Genomic DNA, 16221 nt, shown 5'->3' on the forward strand with positions numbered 1-16221 from the left:
CCAATTCAGTTTAAGCCGTTGAAGGGAGAGTGATCGTTTATGCATGAAAACGAGTTTAACCGAGAGGTGGTTGCAAAATGTAAAGCTCATTTGGAGCGATGCGGGTAGGTTAAAAGGATTTGTTCATTCCGTGGAAGCAGCGAAAGCAATAGGGTATTGGGTCGAGTGGGAAGCTCAAACCTTAACCGTGAAGCTTCCAGCTCCGGTTAAATAATTGAAAACCCAAGGAGGGGACTTATGATCAATCAGCCTGCTTATCACTGGCAATTTGACGAAAGAGATGGGTCTGTAGTGACAGACCGGATAAACGGGATCAAAGGAAATGTTCAACGCGTCTCACGGGAGGGACATGGCCGCATAGGGCAGGCCATCACCATACGCGGCAACGAGTCGCTTATTAATTTTGGAAACGTGGTCGGTCAGTTCGGGATTGACGATTTTACAGTTGCTTTTGGCATGAAATATATGGACCGCCATGGCGAGGATGATCTCGACATCATCGGCAATCGATCGGTGAGCGGGCATGGTAATTGGTTCTCGCTGAGGCAGCAAAAAGCAAAAATACTGTTTGAAGTCGATGAAGATAACAAAGCGAAAAATTACGCAATTGCTAAAACTAACGACCTTCAAGTGCTCCAGCAAAAAAAATGGCATCATATAGCCGTTGTGAGAGAAGGGCAAACACTAAAGATATACATCGATGGGGAGCTAGCGGCGGAAGGCGTATCAACATCAGGTGTTGCCAATATTAACAACGGAAAGGATCTGAGGTTGGGCGATTGGAAGAGGGGCGCCGCGGTCGCGCAATACGAGGACCTTCGCATCTACCACACCGCTCTGGGTGCCGCACAGGTGCAAAGCTTGGTGACGCCGGTGAACCGGCGTTTGCGTGCAGGTGAAATCGAGCTGGTCGCGGTTGATGATGCAGCCGTTATTCTCTCGCATGATGCAGAAGATTTGACTCGCTTATCGCCAAATTTTCAAAGGTTAAGGCTTGGTCCTAATACAGGTGCCACACTTTATAAACAAGCCAGTTTTGGCGGAGTGGCCCAAAAGCTATACGCCGACCTCACGGAAATCAGATTCTCGAAGCTGGCCGACTTCCCAAGATCGATCCGTATTTGGTCGGCAGCAGGGCAGCCTTTTACAGGGAAGTGGATCATCAAAGCGCCGAACGGCCAGTACTTGAGCCTGGGGCAATCCTCCCTCACGACAGCGCCCCGTCAATCCGTAAGCGAGCTATTACGCTTTCACTTCAATCCTCGGAATGATAAGCCTCAACTCATTCCGGGCTCCGACGAGGAAAACGCGGATTTTGTCATAACGCCGGGGGCAGAGCCCGCTTTGCTCTTTGTTGATTATTCGGACAAGGATCATGCGCAGTTCTTTATTGTCAATGAGGCGCATAATAAGTGGCTGAGACTGAGCGCAGACAACACGTTCAGCTGGACCGAGCAGCAAGAAGAGCGCTCATTGTTCGCCAATGTCGTCAAAATGGCTGATCATGAAGGGCAAGTCGGAACCCTGTCGGCAGGGGAAGCTGCCTTCTATGAGCACCGGGCCTATAGAGGGAAAACGTGGATATTGTCTGACGGTGCAACCAATCTTCCAGGCAGCTTTACGAGCTTTCAAGACTTTCCGGGTCTGGATAATCAAGCGTCGTCCATTCGATTGGGACCAGATACGGGCGTGACCTTATTTGTCAATGAAGACTTTAAAGTCAAGGAAGCCAATAGAGAGAAGGAAATGGAGGATATCGTCGAACACGTTCAAGACCTCAAGGAATCGCAAATCGGGAATGATGTGATCTCCGCTGTCAAAATCTTTAGAACTATCGCACCCGAGACTGTGTTGACCTCATATACATCCAAGTTAAGCCAGGACTATAGAATGGCGGGCGACGAGCTTGAGGAGTTTTCGGCCTATCGAACGATGCTCAAGTTTTCACCTGGCGCTGGCGAGGTGGAAATTTCAGCAACCGATCTGATTCAAATTGAAGTAGAGGGAACCACCTATGTGATAGACGAGGAACGATTTGTAACGCTGAAGCCTAATGAAATGGATCGCATTATGATTACCTCCGAAGCCGAGGGCCTCGACACCCCCGGATTAAAGATCCGCACCAGCGCGATGGCCGAAAATGAGCGGGTTGTCATTTTCCCGAATCGAGAGGTTCATCGGCAGCTTGCTGAGCTGGAAGACGATGCGCTGTGGAATGCGACGGATGCTAATGGCGACCTCATTGTTGATCGTCAGGTGCATAGCAAGGCAGATGTTTCCAGCGTGCAAAGCACGATCAAGAAGGTGCTTGCTAATGTAACCTATGTCGACGAGGCGCCTCTCAGCATTAGAAGCGGGAACAGCGGCATTCGGTCGGCCAACCGGGTTGTTTCCAGTGATGCCATCAGCAATCCATGGATGCTCAAGTTTGAGGCTGACGGTAACAATAATAAGTCGAATACTGCGAGAGCATTAACTTCCGGCTCGTCCTTAGCTGCATCTCGTATCAGCGAAGAAGAGATCAGCCCGGATGAGTTTACACGGTTGCTGGGTCAGGCTGCTAAAAATCAGGCAACGACTCAAGATCAAGCTCTTGTACGCTCCCGCAGACGCTTATTTTCACGGATCAAAGATGCGGTCAAAAAAGCCGTGTCTGTTGTGATTGGGGCTGCCAAAAAAGGCTTTCACCTCATTGTCCAGACCGCTGAGGGCCTGATTGAATTTATAGTTGATACGGCTCAAAAGGTTGCGGAGTTTGTTGAGGCGATTGTCGAAAAGGTCGTTAAGGGCATCAAACAATTCATTGAGTTCTTACAGTTCCTGTTCAACTGGGGCGATATTCTGAATACACATAGGTATCTGGTAAGCTCCGTGAACGCAAGCTTTGATTTCGCCGTCCAACTGGCCGAAGATGCGAAAAAGCCCGTCTCAGACTTCGTGGACAACTTGCAACATACCGTGGAAGAAAATATGAACATCCTGGTCCGGACACTGGGTGGCAATTCTTCAGAGGCACGATCTTCTCAGTTTGAGCTTCCAGAAGCTGCCGAGTGGTTTCTCTTCAAGCTGCTTGGCAACTCTCGACAACCAGGCGCCAGCCCGGTACCGGCTATGGGGATGAATAAGGGCGGAGGTTCACCGTTAGACCAATACTTCTCGACCTTCGCTCAAGGCGCTGTAGACAAAGAGGACATTCTGCTGCGGGCATTTGAAGGAGTGAAGGACATCATAGAGGAAATCATTGCAAATCCTCTCAAGCCGCAGCAGGCACTGGCCGTTATGATTCAAGCCGTCAGAGATGTCGTCATCCAGGCTTTGGATCTGGTCGAGGATATGGCACTTGGCTTTCTGGATGTTGTTAAGGAAATGGTTAATCTCTTTCAAGATTTGCTTACCCGCGAGATTAAGATTCCTTTTATTTCGAAGCTGTTCGAGCGGATCGGCGCTGGAAAGCTGACGCTGCTCAATCTATCGGGCTTGCTGCTTGCGATTCCGGTCACCATCGTATCCAAGCTTGCCTTTAACCAACGACCGTTTAAGGGTATGTTAACGCCTGATTTCTCGGGTCAAGTAGCAGCAGGATTGGAAGCAACGGAATTAGATAAGTCAACTGTCAAGCGACTGTCTGATGATGCCGGGAACGTTCCTGATCCCGAGAATGATCCCGATCCGTCGCGCGAAAGCGAGATTCGCTCATGGGGGATTGTTGTTCTGGTAGCAGATGCTATTAACGGTTTCATCACTACTGGATTAGATGCCGTCGCTGAAAAGGCCGATGATTCACTTGAAAAAAGCGGTAGCTTCGGGATGGAAGCCGTGAGCATGCTGCTCAGCATATTTAGTTGGCAGGCCAACTTTATCTCTAGTGATATCCCCGCGCCTACTGAGGCTGACAAAGATAATAGTGAGCTAGCGCGCTCCGAGCGTATTTTGCACTACTATCGGGGGGCTGTTTTGATATTGGATTCACTGTTTGTATCCTTCGGCTCAGCTATGGATCCCAAAAACATGCAGCGAATGAAGCGAAGAGATCAAGCCATTACCGGGTTTTTCTGGGTGCTCTCCATCGTTGATGCGGGGCTGGCCATACGTTATCTGGTGGCTCTTCCCAACAAAGATAAACCCGGTTTGGAGATCGCAAATGAGACGGTGTCCTGGCTCCCCAATTTGTTGTGTCCCCTGCGACTCACCGGTTCTAAAGGCGCTTTAGCACTTGCCGGAGTAGACTTCGTCGCAACCGTCGTCAACACGGGAATTGGGGGCAAGCTGCTGGCTAACGATCTGGCAGATTTGTAAGACGCTGTGTAAGGCTTTGGAACGGGTTCGAGCCTGACGCTGCTTTGTGATGAGTTTCCTATACAAATGCAGTCAAAACCAAGTGCCTGTTTAGCACTTGGTTTTTTGCTGAGAACTAGAGGTTGAAATTATCATAAATGATGATATTCAAATTGATTCGCAATCGAATCCCTCCTAATAAGTGAGGCCGCTTTAGTTCAAGGATGTTTCGACTAAGCCAGACTTTTTCAGGGTAACTAGATAGGCGGTAACATGTGAACGAAACATTGTTTATCTCAGAAAAGAGTCTTTATGTTAATATCATTATTAATAGGCAAATAAACAGTAAATGTCGTACCTTGACCAGGCTCGCTAACGACGCGGATGAACCCGCCGTGGGCTCTGACAAAATGATGAACGATCGATAATCCGAGCCCCGTTCCGCCTGTATGCCGTGAACGTGCTTTTTCCACGCGATAAAAACGATCGAATAAGTGAGCCAGCTCTTCGGCCGGAATACCGATGCCGGTGTCGATCACGGAGACACATGTATAGACTGCATTCCGATCTACGACCTTGTCTTGAATGACAACTGAAATCTTTCCGCCTTCCGGCGTGTAGCGGATTGCATTAGTCAACAAATTGATGAATACCTGCGTAATCCGTCTGGCATCGGCCATTACGGTCACCGGCCTTGAAGTCGTAGAGAGGCGAATTTCCAATCTGTTTTCTTCCGCTTCGTATTTCACGTCGTCCACGATTCGTTCAAGGTGTGCCGTCAGATCGAGCGGTTTGCGATCGAGTGATAACCGGCCCGCTTCTGCGAGTGACAAGACATGAAGATCATCTACAAGCAGGCTCAATCGGATCACTTCATCGTGAATCCGAAGCATTTCCGGCGGGACATGATGACCGGCCTGCTGATAATTTTCCAGTTTAAGCTGCATAATGGACAGCGGCGTGCGAAACTCGTGAGCGACATCGGCCACCAATCGTCTGCGGGCGTCCTCAGCTTCCCGCAGGCGAAGCGTCATATCGTTGAATGTCTGGATAACTTTACCATAATCGTCTTTTGTTTGTACAGGAACGCTCACCTCCAGATCCCCTTGTGCAACGCGTTCGATAGCGGCAATAAGTTTTCGAAGCGGACGCGTCAGTACCCCCGAAATCCATAAACTGAAGAATAGGCAGGTAGCTACGAAAAAGCCCCATTTCCCAAACCAATACAGCTTCATCTTGCCCATAACGTAAATTTTCAAGATCTCGATTTGTTCCCCTGGCGGGGCATTCAAAAAAGTTGCACTGATTTCTTCCTTACGGAATTGATCGAACAAAAACTCCAAGTAAACCTGATTATATAAGACATAGGCACCGCCGATAATAAAAACGAGCAGTCCCATGTAGACAAGTATTTTTTGGCGTACCGTGGGCGTCATGATTGTTCACCGAATCGGTAACCGAAGCCGTAGACCGTTTGAACATAACGAGGGCTCGCCGGATCGTCTCCCAGCTTGCGGCGAAGATTCCGGATATGGGAATCCATCGTTCTTTCGTAGCCCATATATTCGTCCTGGAGTGCGGTTTTTAATAATTGCAGGCGGCTGAATACCATTCCGGGATGCGCAGCCAACGTGTACAAAATTTTGAATTCTGTCGGTGTCAGTTGGATCTGCTGGCCGTCCTTGAATACTTGACATTTGGCCTCGGAAATGGTCAGGTTGTCTCGTTCCAAGAACATCGACCTGTCTTCAGGTCCGCGCAAGCGGCGAAGTAAAGCCCGGATGCGCGTAGCGAGCTCGCGCAAGCTGAACGGTTTCGTCAAATAATCGTCCGCACCGATTTCCAGACCGACGATTTTATCCGATTCATCCGATCGGGCCGTAACCATAATAATACCGCAATTCGAGAATTGTCTGATTTCGCGGCATACGTCGATGCCGCTTTTCTCTGGGAGCATCCAATCAAGCAAGATGAGATCAGGCCGTTCAGACCTGGCAATCATGAGCGCTTCCTTGCCGGTACAGGCCGTCAATACCTGGAACCCCTCACGTTGCAGATAGGTTTGCATCTCCTCAAGCATGTCCGGCTCGTCCTCCACAAGCAACAATTTCGGTTCCATTCCAATCACATCTTTTCAAGTTAGTCTGATTCTGCTTCCACTCGCGAGAATACACCGTTTATCAAAAATTATACCGTGATCTAGCAGATTCTTGAAGAAGTTCACGCAAGAAAAGAGGAAAATCTGCATAAGATCTCGACATTTGTCGGTTATACTTGCTTGGAAGCAGATAGATTCCTTAAGGAATAGGCGCGGGTCGCTTTCTCGTAAAAGAAGAGGGAGAGTCTGGACAGATCGGAGAATACAATGGAACAGAATATATTAATTACAGGAAGTACAGGATTAATTGGTCAGCATATATTGTACGAACAACTACCCGAATACATAAGAGGGCATAAGCAGGGGAAAATCTATTTGCTTATTCGCAGGCAAGAAGGCAGAGATGGAGCGGCATTTATCCGCGGTTTGTTGCAAAATGCATGGACTCCTGATTTTTTACAACAGGGATCTGTCAACCATGCCATGGATTATATACAGATCATAGAGGGCGATATTCGAGACCGTGACTTGGCAAAGATTTTAAAGAAGCATATTCCAGACCGTGTTAGACTCCAAGTGTTTCATAGTGCCGGAAGTGTAAATTTGCATGTGGGTCAAGCAGCAGAACAAGACGTGTTTCACCATAATTTTTTAGGTACACAGTCGTTTCTGCATGCACTGCAAAGCTATGACTGCAGGTTTATGTTTATCAGTACGATATTCTCATCGGGTATTCGAACAGGATTAATAAATGATCATTTTCTTCACTCTTCATCCGATGTATATCGAAATCCTTATGAACAATCTAAAGCGGCTATTGAAACGATGATTCAAGAGTATGGTGCCAAAAAGCAGATGACGATTCAAATTGCGAGGCCGAGTGTTGTCGTTGGCCGATTGTTAACCGCCCCTCTATATTATACTTCTAAATTTGATGTGATTTACGGGTGGGGACGTTTCTTCTGGATGATGAAAGAGAAAAATACGGGAGACGGGATAAGAATTCATATCAACCCGAACTCGGGGATGAATATCGTTCCGGTTGATTATGTAGCAAAAGCTTGCTTGAGATTGAGTCACACAAACCGGAGTCAATTAAACATTGTCCAGACCAAATCAATACATCATGCGGAGTATTTATCCCGTATATTGGATGCGGTTGGATTTACAAATTATGCATTTGTCGATAAGAAGCCTATTAACCTGAAAGGTCTTGAGAAAATCTACTATAGGTCAGTCGGAAGTATCTTTAGCCCTTATCTTACAGGACCATGTTACGAATATGATACGTCGGCCCTGAATCAAATCATGGCGGATATTCCTTCAATAGATATCCCGGCTTCTATAGAAGCATTGATTCAATTTGCGGTTGAGCATCGTTTCGAGGAACAACAGATTCATGCCGCATGGAGTAGAGCACAAGCTGCTTGCCATGGAACGTAGGATGGAGACGGGTATGTGGGTATAGATGTGAAAGACAGCGGGAGAGGAATACCGGAAGAGGATCGGATCGATTGTCTTTGGGAAGCTTAGCGATTTGTTCAGCCCGAAGCATCTTATGGTGATTGGGATCGCGATTTATGCCGCGAGTTCCGTTTTCATGATAATTACATCACACTTATTTTATTTCGTGCCATTCAAGGATTAGGAGCTTCAGCTATCCCGGCAATAAACAACACAATCATTACTCGTTATTTTACGGATACAGGGCGCAAGAAAATGTTCGGTTTGGTAACATCAGCATTTTCTTTCGGCGTAGCGGTATAGACCCGTTAAACTGAACTTTACCACAAGTAACGGCAAGTTTTTGAGACAATTCAAAGCACTCAATCGTCGACTTACGTTAGCTACGGAAGAGTTGGCCGGGTCTGACAGTAGAGTCATCGATATTGCCCTGAAGTATGGTTACGAAAGTCCAGAGGCATTCGCCAAAGCTTTTCAACGGATTCATGGGGTAACGCCGCTTGCAGCGAAGAAAAAGAACGTGAAGCTCAAAGCGTTTCCTCGTCTCTCCTTTCAAATTCAGATTAAAGGAGAAACCGAAATGAACTATCGTATCGTTGAGGAAAAGGCGTTTAAAGACTTTAGAGAAGATGGAACCAGACACTATCTCTTTGGGACCGTTCTGCCGGACGGAAATGCGGTGCCCTCTGAATTTACGATGCTATCTATTCCTGACCAGACTTATGCCGTATTCGACAGCCGTGAGAAGGTGCCTGAGAGTGAAGAACTGGGCCTCGAAGTTGAAAACGTCTGGAAGCGTATTTACTCCGAGTAGTTCCCGTCGGCGAGCTTCGAGCAAGTTGAGGGGCCTTGCTTGGAAAAGTACTATTGGACGGATGATAGCCAAACGGAATCGATTTTGTGAAGTTTGGATCCCCGTTAAAAGAAAGTTATAGTTCGAACTGCTGGCTGCCATATTGGCTGCTTTTTTCTTTTTGGATGAAGGAAAAACTTGTTGCTGTTGCGTCGGAGTGAATGAATATGATCAACTTCAATAGCTTCACTGACAACAGATGTCAGTGAAGCTATTTTATAATTATGATAGTCAGTGGTCACCGATGGATAGTTGGTATCACTTGATGAATTGTACATTAAGGAGAATTTTCAAATGAAAAGTACGGTATATCTTTATGTGTTTGACACAATGGCAGACTGGGAAATAGGTTACTTAACTGCCGAACTGAACTCGGGAAGATTTTATAAAAAGGGGCTGGCCCCATCCAAAGTAGTCACCGTGGGAATGGAAAAGACTCCTGTAACTACAATGGGCGGATTGAAAATACGGCCAGACCTTAAACTTGATGAGTGCAGCATTGAAAGCACAGATGCATGGATTTTACCCGGTGGAAATACATGGACAGAAACCATTCACCAACCCATCTTAAAAATCGCTCAGAGGTGTTTAAAGGAAGGTATATTGGTTGCAGCGATTTGTGGTGCAACAATGGGACTTGCCCAAGCAGGATTGCTGAATTCACGCCCGCATACAAGCAATGATCTGGAATACCTTAAAATGATCTGTCCCACTTACACGGGTAAAGAGTATTACAAAATGGAGTCTGTTGTAACTGATGGAAAACTGATCACTGCATCTGGAATAGCTCCGTTGGAATTTGCTGTACACGTGTTGAAAGCTCTGGGCGTGTTTTCTTCACAAACATTAGATGCCTGGTATAGTCTTAATAAGACTCAAGAACCCAAATATTTTTATGAGTTGATGAATTCAATACAGTAAAGGTATAAGCATAGGATTGTGGAGCCGTAGCTCAAATCAGTTTCATTTTCTTAAGAAAAAGAGGGTGCTTCCAATAGCGAAATGGGATAATATGCTTTCGATGCTTTGGATACTTAGAACCGGAAGGAAGCTCACCGCCACGCAGATCGCGGACAGTTTGGAGATCAGCGTTCGCAGCGTGTACCGATATATCGACGCATTATGCGCCAGTGGTGTGCCGGTCGTCGCGGAATCGGGCCATGACGGTGGCATTCGTATTCTGGAAAGCTTCAAGGAGACGCCATTGTTCTTCAACTCCGTAGAGGTGAAGGCGCTCGTGGATGCGTTTAAATTTGCGCAAGGCGCTGGTTATCCATATACAGAGGAGCTGGAAAGCGCGCTTAAGAAGGTGGAGAACGGGCTGCACGAAGAGCAGAGCCACGATCTGTTCCAACAGTCGAATGGCTTGGATGTAATTTCTCCGTCGCGTCTACCTTCCGTCGTTCCGTTGTTGCGTGACCTAGAGCAGGCGGCGAAGGACGGGCTAACGGTTCGCATTACCTATCGCAAAGCGAATGCGGAGCAGGACGACGGACGAGAAGTTGATCCGTACGGGTTGGCTTACGACCGAAACGAGTGGTACGCTGTCGCGTTCTGCCATCGGTCGCAGGAGGTACGGACGTTTCGCGTGGACCGCATAACGCGGCTGGAGCCGACTGAAGCGCGGTTCGAGAAGCCGGAGCGTTTCTCGGCGTCCGTCTATTTCCGCGACCAGTCCGAGCGAGAACGGGAGGCAGATGGACCACTGACAGTCATCCGCATCGAGGGAGAGCCAGACACGCTGAACGCGGTGTGCCGCCACTGGCATATGCGCCACTATTTGACGGAACGGACCGATCGAGAGGCGCGGTTTCTACTCGACGTCCCGACGATGAACAAGCACCTACCAATGTATCTAATGACATTCGGCACAGCCATTCGCATTCGGGAGCCACAGGAGCTAAAGCGTCGGATCCAGGAAGTGGCATATGGAATCGCCAAACATTATGACGAAGATTCCGATTGAACTTCACTGACAATGGTTGTCAGCGGGAGTTTCGAACAAGGTCATTTTTTCGAAGATGCCGGGCTGGGTGGAGGAAGAGCAGGGCAGAATCGTTGACGAGATGCGTCGATTGTTCTCAGGCGTCGCCGAACAGTTCCGTGATTTGCTGGGGCGTACGCCTGATCCGGACAAGACAATGACGATTGAGCATCCGAAGTATGGCTGTCTTGATACGCATTTGCATTTCTCCGACTTCCTGTGGCATGTAGATCAACCACGGGACGTATCACAGGGGCAATGGACCGCGATGCTGAGGCAGCAAGGATATGCGGGAATACTAACCGATTATATATTTTATTTGATGGAACGGACAGGTAGGGCAACGGTAAATATTGAATATTCTAAGGCAGTGAAAGGCACCCAACTCGGGTGCCTTTCGATTTTGCTCTATAGATGTTACGGTGAACCTTATCACAAGTAAGCACAATGTCATTTTAAGCAAGCGGCAAAGAACATCTCAATGTCTTAGACACTTCTTTTTTTAGGCTTATTTGCCTGTATTTCATTGATTCGCTCTCCTTCTCCTTGCCTAAGGTATCATTTTCAACTTCGTTGTATATACTGGTATATACATGTCGATGGAAGGTGTGATAAAATGAGCGAAAGCAATCGAAAAGAGGGAGGGCTCTCCATGTCGACCACCGTACAGAAGTGGGGAAACAGTCTAGGCATTCGTATTCCGAGCCAGATAGCCGAAAGGATTGCGGTCAGCCAAGGGTCGGAAGTTGACTTGGTTGTGGGTGATGATCATTCGCTCATCGTAATACCAAAGAAGAAAAAGCCGACATTAGAAGAATTATTGGCCCAATGCAACCCGGAAAATCGCCACGACGAAATGGATTTCGGTGTAGAAGGGAAGGAATTGCTTTAGATGAGTGCAGACCGAGGAGATCTAGTATGGATAAACTTTAATCCCCAAGCAGGTCACGAACAAGCTGGGAGAAGGTCTGCGATCGTGCTGTCACCAAAAGCATTTAATGAAACGACGGGTTTTGTTTCGGTTTGCCCAATCACTCATACGGTCCGAGGCTGGGGATACGAAGTGCTGCTCCCCATTGGCTTGGTGTTTAACGGGGTCATTTTAACGGATCAGATAAAAAATCTTGATTGGCGAGCTAGACGCATTGATATCGTCGGAAAAGCCCCGACTGAAGTAATCAATGAGTGCTTAGACAAAATACACACATTTTTGTAGCGAGTCTCATTTTAGGGGCTGGCTTTTTTTAAAATATAAGAATTTATAAGTTTGCACTGCTTTTGATCAGGTTCATATATTTCTCGTGAAACGGTCGCCGCCAGAAGACGGCGCTAGCCGTTTCATTTTGTTTCAAGCAAAATGGCGTGGAAGATGTCGACTTGGCTTCCGTAATCAACTAATGCCTATGGCGGATAGGCAGCGGCAATTTAAATTTCGCCTTAGAAAGGATATGCTGAGCCTTACCATAAGTGACGGCGAAAAATTGGGGTGTTGTGGAAGTATCACACTGGACCGTATAATCAGCATGAGAATGTTCCATTTTGATTTCTTTTGCCAGGCTTCAATGTACCAGTCGTTACTTGCGAAGTTTCGCAAGTGCTCCTCGGTTCATAGCGGGGTTTATAACTTTACGGTTGAAAGGATGGTCTTTGTGTGGCAAGAAAGAAAACAGTGAAAAGAATCAACAAGATTCTCCTGACTGCGATAGGCGGATTTGCACTTGTTTTGGGTGTTTTAGCGGGTTATGTTTATTTCTTCATTCTTGAAAAACCTGCTGAACCGGATGAATGGGATTCTGCGGAGCGCTATGTCTGGAATAAAATCAAGTTTGATCAGGATGCACAAGTCATTTCTGCCGACGGTTCGGAATACTATTTACTTGCCAATAAAGGAGCAGCTGCTGAAGATAAATTGATCATTTATTTTTCTGGGGGCGGTGTAGCTTGGGATGCTGGGACTGCCGCGCAGCCGATTAGTCTGAGTAATGTTATGAAGAGTGGTGAGATCAAATATTATTTCCCTAACATCCCATTCTTTAAAGTAAGTACGCTTGACGGCCTGTTGAAAAATAATAACCCTGACAATCCGTTCAAGGATTGGAATATTGTATATATCCCTTATTCTACTGGTGATCTGCATATCGGGAATGCATCCAAGGAATATACGGATGATAAAGGCAAGACGTTTACAATGCGTTACAACGGTCAAGCCAATACGCGAGCAGCATTGGAATGGATTGCAAACCATTTCGCCGCGCCGGAAAAGATCCTCATTGCGGGAGAAAGCGCCGGAGGATTCGGAGCTGCTTTCTGGGTGCCTGAGATTGCGAAATGCTACCCGGATGCCCGTATTTATCAATATTCGGACAGCTCCTACTTAAATGCCGCTCGCTGGCCGGATATTATCGATAACGAATGGAAGGCCAACTTTGCAGCAACTTTTGGTTATGAAGTCCAGGGCGATTTGATTTCGTCCGCATTCACGGCGAACCGTAAGCTGCTCCCGGACAATGCGGTACTTTTGCAGTCCAATACGCTTTATGATGAGCTGCTGTTCGACTTTGAAAAGGATCTGAATGGTGACGTTTCGGACGATGGCGAATATGTGCACCGCTGGTCGGCCCGCATGCTGCAATCTGCCGGGGAGCTAACTGAAGTATTGCAAGGCTACTATTACTACATCACTGATTACGGTCTTAACGAGAAGACGGGAAGGACACCACATACACTCTCCCCATTAAATCATTTCTACAAAGCCGAACAGGACGGGGTGAAGCTGATGAAGTGGCTGGACGATGCCGTGAATAAGGATGAATATTACTCCGTGGGGCGGCATTTTGTAGAGAAAGAGATTGGAGAACGATAGTTGAATCATATCCGTTAAGAAGTACCCTAAGTGACATGGGAGAGTTAGGATGTTGGGCACTAATTCCAGTGTTTTTTATGTGATACAATAAGTGGAAAGGATAGAAATTGGAAATTAGGAACGGAGGAGAAGTTTGCTTAAGTGGAATAGCGATGTATGGGGAAAGCTGATAGGACCGTACAGTTCTGCAGACAACGTACCTGTGTTATTGCAGCAGCTAATACAGGAATATCGCCAGGAGGTTTTTGACGAACTCTTTCAGGAGTATTTGTTCCATCAAAACACGATATGGAAAAAAGAAAATTGTTTACGTTAACCAATTGGATTTCTAGGAGCTGTCACGCCGGACAAGCTACAGCAGGTTCAAGTAATCGGTGAGACGAAGAGGGGGAAACCGAAATGAAGACGATCAAGTGCATGATGGAACACCTGTACTGGGCGGACGGACGCATCTTGGACGCGCTCGAGGAGAGTGATACGAAGAATAAGGAGCTTCTGAAGCTGGCTCGGCACGTTGCGGTCGCGGAACGAGTCTGGCTGTCTCGATTGCAGGGCAAGGGCAGTGCGCAATATTCGTTGTGGGAGGAAGCGGAAGACCTGTCGGAGATCCGGACGATGTTCGAAGAAAACGCCGAGCAATATCGCGCCTATATCGAAGGGCTCGAGGAATCCGAGTTGGACGAAATGATCGACTATGCGAACCAGAGCGGGGTTCCGTTCCGGACGTCCGCCCGGGACATCCTGTCGCAAGTCCTCTTACATGGGCAATATCACCGGGGACAGATCAACCGGGGACTTCGAATCGAATCGGCAGAGCCTGTCCAGGTTGATTACATCACGTTCGCGAGGCTCTAACAGGGGCTAAGCAGAATTGGATATTGATAGATTCGTAACTATGCGACTCACCATGCTCCTTTCGCATTTTTCGCCTAAGAGCCGTCTAAAACCTTTGGTTTTAGAGGTTCTTTTTTTAGTTTCACTGCGGCTTTTTGTAATACTGCGCTTATTATTTTTTGTATTTATTACTTACAAAGGTATTCGCCGAGGCGGTCAAAAAGCCCATGGTCCCTGATTAACGTGCGAAAAGCAGAGAAGTTAATGGAGACCGGACGAATGAAAGCCCCAGGCTATGCCGAAATTCATCGAGCACGGGGAGATGGAAGATGGGACATGGCCTATGAATCACAGAAGAACGCGACGATTCCGCAGGATCTCGAATCCATTCGATGAGTTATTCGATGAATACCTGGGAGCTCAGTTTTTTCTTGTAATGCAGAGGCGTTTCACCAAGTACACGCTTAAAGTCCGTAATGAAATGCTGTTGACTGCTATAGCCAAGATCATAGGCAATATCCGCCCAATCTGGTTGATCGCATTCACGAATGAGTTTTGCCGCAGTAAGCAGTTTATGCCTTTGGAGCTGCCACTTTATCCCGATTCCAATATAGTCCTGGAATAGCTGCTGGAGCCATCGCTCGCTTTTGCCAACCCATTTCGCAACATCGCCAACTGTCTGGAAATGATCTGACTCAATCGCCGTAATGATTCGGTCGATGATTTCAACGTTAGGATCATATTGCGGGTTTTGTGCTTGCAGGAGCTCGGCAAGAGCGCCGACAGCTGTGTCGTCCTGTAATGCCAGCGTATTTTCAATAAAAGAATGGTCGGCATCGGCAAACACTTCTTGCAATGCAATCGTCTCGTTGTGTAAGCCTGCCAGCGATCTGCGCCAAAAAGCGTGGAACGCGCCTGGTTTAAATCGAGCACCGATGATTCTGCCATTATCCGCTGCCTCGTAATCCCGTTTATCCCGGAATGAGCACTGAATACCTGATTCGTGCGCAGATAAATAGACATCGACATAAGGCCTGTGCATAACTTGCTCCGATATGTAGGGCTGCCCCGACGTCATATTCCAGCGTATGGTCCAAAAATGGTTAACGAATGGAGACAGACAGACCGGCGGCACATAGGTTTCAAAGTTAATATTCCGCTCGAAGCCGTCAGGATCCAGTTTCCCACCTGTTTTATAAATGTCTGCGGATTTCTGTAATACAGTCATGGTATCCATCCTCTATTATTGAATTATAGAAACTATACCAATTCACTTAAAGGAGCTTGATGAAGATGACAAATACACCCCAATTACGCGGTATGGCAAATGTGAGTTTCTGGGCAGAGGATCTCAATACGGCCAAAGAATGGTACACTAAGCTATTGGGTGTGGAGCCGTATTTCCAAAGTCCGAATCCCGAAAACCCAGCGTATATTGAATATCGAATCGGGGACTTCCAAGATGAGCTTGGCATCATTGATAAGAAATACGCGCCCCAGACAGCTACCTTAGCTGGAGTGGGAGGAGCGACGCTATACTGGCATGTGGATGATGTTGTCGGTATGTTGAAGAAGTTAGAGGAACTGGGTGCCACGCAATACGAGCCTCTAACGGAGCGTGGTGTCGACTGGTTCACGGCATCGGTCGTAGACCCTTTTGGAAACATCATTGGCTTGATCCATAGTCCGCATTATAAAGAAGTACTGCATTCCATTCAAAAAGCTTAACTTGACTTGAACTGGCATCGTTACGCGAACGATGTTAGTTCTTTTTTTGATATGAGATCATTATGCTTAATGTTATCGTGACATCCTCTCCTCATTAAAATAAGGAGCTTCCTTGTGGAAGC

General features: G+C 47.2%; 14 protein-coding genes and 1 pseudogene. 12 read left to right on the forward strand and 3 right to left on the reverse strand.

What is annotated here, in order from left to right; all coding sequences use genetic code 11:
• Positions 1 to 237: 237 nt before the first annotated feature.
• Positions 238 to 4296 carry a LamG-like jellyroll fold domain-containing protein gene (locus tag M6D81_RS20235; protein WP_262678819.1) on the forward strand — a complete coding sequence of 1353 codons (4059 nt, stop codon included), beginning with the start codon at positions 238 to 240 and terminating at the stop codon, positions 4294 to 4296.
• Positions 4297 to 4571: 275 nt separating this feature from the next.
• On the opposite strand, the gene M6D81_RS20240 is transcribed toward M6D81_RS20235, so the two are convergent.
• Positions 4572 to 5711: a sensor histidine kinase gene (locus tag M6D81_RS20240; protein ID WP_262678820.1), complete on the reverse strand. Its 1140-nt coding sequence runs from the start codon at positions 5709 to 5711 to the stop codon at positions 4572 to 4574.
• A complete protein-coding gene (locus M6D81_RS20245; RefSeq protein WP_262678822.1) occupies positions 5708 to 6394 on the reverse strand; it encodes a response regulator transcription factor in 687 nt (228 codons plus the stop codon). The genes M6D81_RS20240 and M6D81_RS20245 overlap by 4 nt, the downstream gene beginning before the upstream one ends.
• A 246-nt stretch (positions 6395 to 6640) precedes the next feature.
• Between M6D81_RS20245 and M6D81_RS20250 the strand changes: the two genes are divergently transcribed.
• The 10 genes and pseudogenes from M6D81_RS20250 (at position 6641) to M6D81_RS20290 (ending at position 14392) form a co-directional block, all read left to right on the forward strand.
• Complete coding sequence (locus tag M6D81_RS20250; protein ID WP_262678823.1) at positions 6641 to 7816, forward strand: SDR family oxidoreductase; 1176 nt, start codon at positions 6641 to 6643, stop codon at positions 7814 to 7816.
• 165 nt (positions 7817 to 7981) lie between these two features.
• Positions 7982 to 8140 (forward strand): annotated as a pseudogene (locus tag M6D81_RS31875) (MFS transporter); the annotation flags it as partial.
• A gap of 40 nt (positions 8141 to 8180) precedes the next feature.
• On the forward strand, positions 8181 to 8651 hold the full coding sequence (locus M6D81_RS20255; RefSeq protein ID WP_262678825.1) for a helix-turn-helix domain-containing protein: 471 nt from the start codon (positions 8181 to 8183) through the stop codon (positions 8649 to 8651).
• A 333-nt stretch (positions 8652 to 8984) separates the two neighbouring features.
• Complete coding sequence (locus M6D81_RS20260) at positions 8985 to 9611, forward strand: type 1 glutamine amidotransferase family protein (RefSeq protein WP_262678826.1); 627 nt, start codon at positions 8985 to 8987, stop codon at positions 9609 to 9611.
• Between the two features lie 100 nt (positions 9612 to 9711).
• Positions 9712 to 10656 (forward strand): helix-turn-helix transcriptional regulator, encoded by a 945-nt coding sequence (locus tag M6D81_RS20265; RefSeq protein WP_262678827.1) that lies wholly within the window; start codon positions 9712 to 9714, stop codon positions 10654 to 10656.
• 67 nt (positions 10657 to 10723) lie between these two features.
• Entirely contained in the window at positions 10724 to 11116 is a 393-nt protein-coding gene (locus tag M6D81_RS20270) for a hypothetical protein (RefSeq protein ID WP_262678828.1), read from the forward strand.
• Positions 11117 to 11326: 210 nt separating this feature from the next.
• On the forward strand, positions 11327 to 11566 hold the full coding sequence (locus M6D81_RS20275; protein ID WP_262678829.1) for an AbrB/MazE/SpoVT family DNA-binding domain-containing protein: 240 nt from the start codon (positions 11327 to 11329) through the stop codon (positions 11564 to 11566).
• A complete protein-coding gene (locus M6D81_RS20280) occupies positions 11567 to 11890 on the forward strand; it encodes a type II toxin-antitoxin system PemK/MazF family toxin (protein WP_262678830.1) in 324 nt (107 codons plus the stop codon).
• Between the two features lie 435 nt (positions 11891 to 12325).
• A complete protein-coding gene (locus M6D81_RS20285) occupies positions 12326 to 13537 on the forward strand; it encodes a pectin acetylesterase-family hydrolase (RefSeq protein WP_262678832.1) in 1212 nt (403 codons plus the stop codon).
• A gap of 399 nt (positions 13538 to 13936) precedes the next feature.
• Positions 13937 to 14392 carry a DinB family protein gene (locus tag M6D81_RS20290; RefSeq protein ID WP_262678833.1) on the forward strand — a complete coding sequence of 152 codons (456 nt, stop codon included), beginning with the start codon at positions 13937 to 13939 and terminating at the stop codon, positions 14390 to 14392.
• Between the two features lie 376 nt (positions 14393 to 14768).
• Here M6D81_RS20290 and M6D81_RS20295 read toward each other — a convergent pair whose 3' ends face one another.
• Entirely contained in the window at positions 14769 to 15599 is an 831-nt protein-coding gene (locus tag M6D81_RS20295) for a helix-turn-helix domain-containing protein (RefSeq protein WP_262678834.1), read from the reverse strand.
• 65 nt (positions 15600 to 15664) lie between these two features.
• Here M6D81_RS20295 and M6D81_RS20300 point away from each other — a divergent pair, with 65 nt between their 5' ends.
• Entirely contained in the window at positions 15665 to 16099 is a 435-nt protein-coding gene (locus tag M6D81_RS20300; RefSeq protein ID WP_262678835.1) for a VOC family protein, read from the forward strand.
• Positions 16100 to 16221: the final 122 nt, after the last annotated feature.

The organism is Paenibacillus sp. J5C2022 (genome assembly GCF_025567625.1).
Taxonomy (GTDB): domain Bacteria; phylum Bacillota; class Bacilli; order Paenibacillales; family Paenibacillaceae; genus Pristimantibacillus.

What these genes read in the sequence shown, in the direction of transcription:
- M6D81_RS20260 (WP_262678826.1), top strand. Translation starts at nt 8,985, where the DNA reads ATGAAAAGTACGGTATATCTTTATGTGTTTGACACAATGGCAGACTGG.
- M6D81_RS20245 (WP_262678822.1), bottom strand. Translation starts at nt 6,394, where the DNA reads ATGGAACCGAAATTGTTGCTTGTGGAGGACGAGCCGGACATGCTTGAG.
- M6D81_RS20265 (WP_262678827.1), top strand. Translation starts at nt 9,712, where the DNA reads ATGCTTTGGATACTTAGAACCGGAAGGAAGCTCACCGCCACGCAGATC.
- M6D81_RS20280 (WP_262678830.1), top strand. Translation starts at nt 11,567, where the DNA reads ATGAGTGCAGACCGAGGAGATCTAGTATGGATAAACTTTAATCCCCAA.
- M6D81_RS20275 (WP_262678829.1), top strand. Translation starts at nt 11,327, where the DNA reads ATGTCGACCACCGTACAGAAGTGGGGAAACAGTCTAGGCATTCGTATT.
- M6D81_RS20295 (WP_262678834.1), bottom strand. Translation starts at nt 15,599, where the DNA reads ATGACTGTATTACAGAAATCCGCAGACATTTATAAAACAGGTGGGAAA.
- M6D81_RS20290 (WP_262678833.1), top strand. Translation starts at nt 13,937, where the DNA reads ATGAAGACGATCAAGTGCATGATGGAACACCTGTACTGGGCGGACGGA.
- M6D81_RS20235 (WP_262678819.1), top strand. Translation starts at nt 238, where the DNA reads ATGATCAATCAGCCTGCTTATCACTGGCAATTTGACGAAAGAGATGGG.
- M6D81_RS20300 (WP_262678835.1), top strand. Translation starts at nt 15,665, where the DNA reads ATGACAAATACACCCCAATTACGCGGTATGGCAAATGTGAGTTTCTGG.
- M6D81_RS20240 (WP_262678820.1), bottom strand. Translation starts at nt 5,711, where the DNA reads ATGACGCCCACGGTACGCCAAAAAATACTTGTCTACATGGGACTGCTC.
- M6D81_RS20250 (WP_262678823.1), top strand. Translation starts at nt 6,641, where the DNA reads ATGGAACAGAATATATTAATTACAGGAAGTACAGGATTAATTGGTCAG.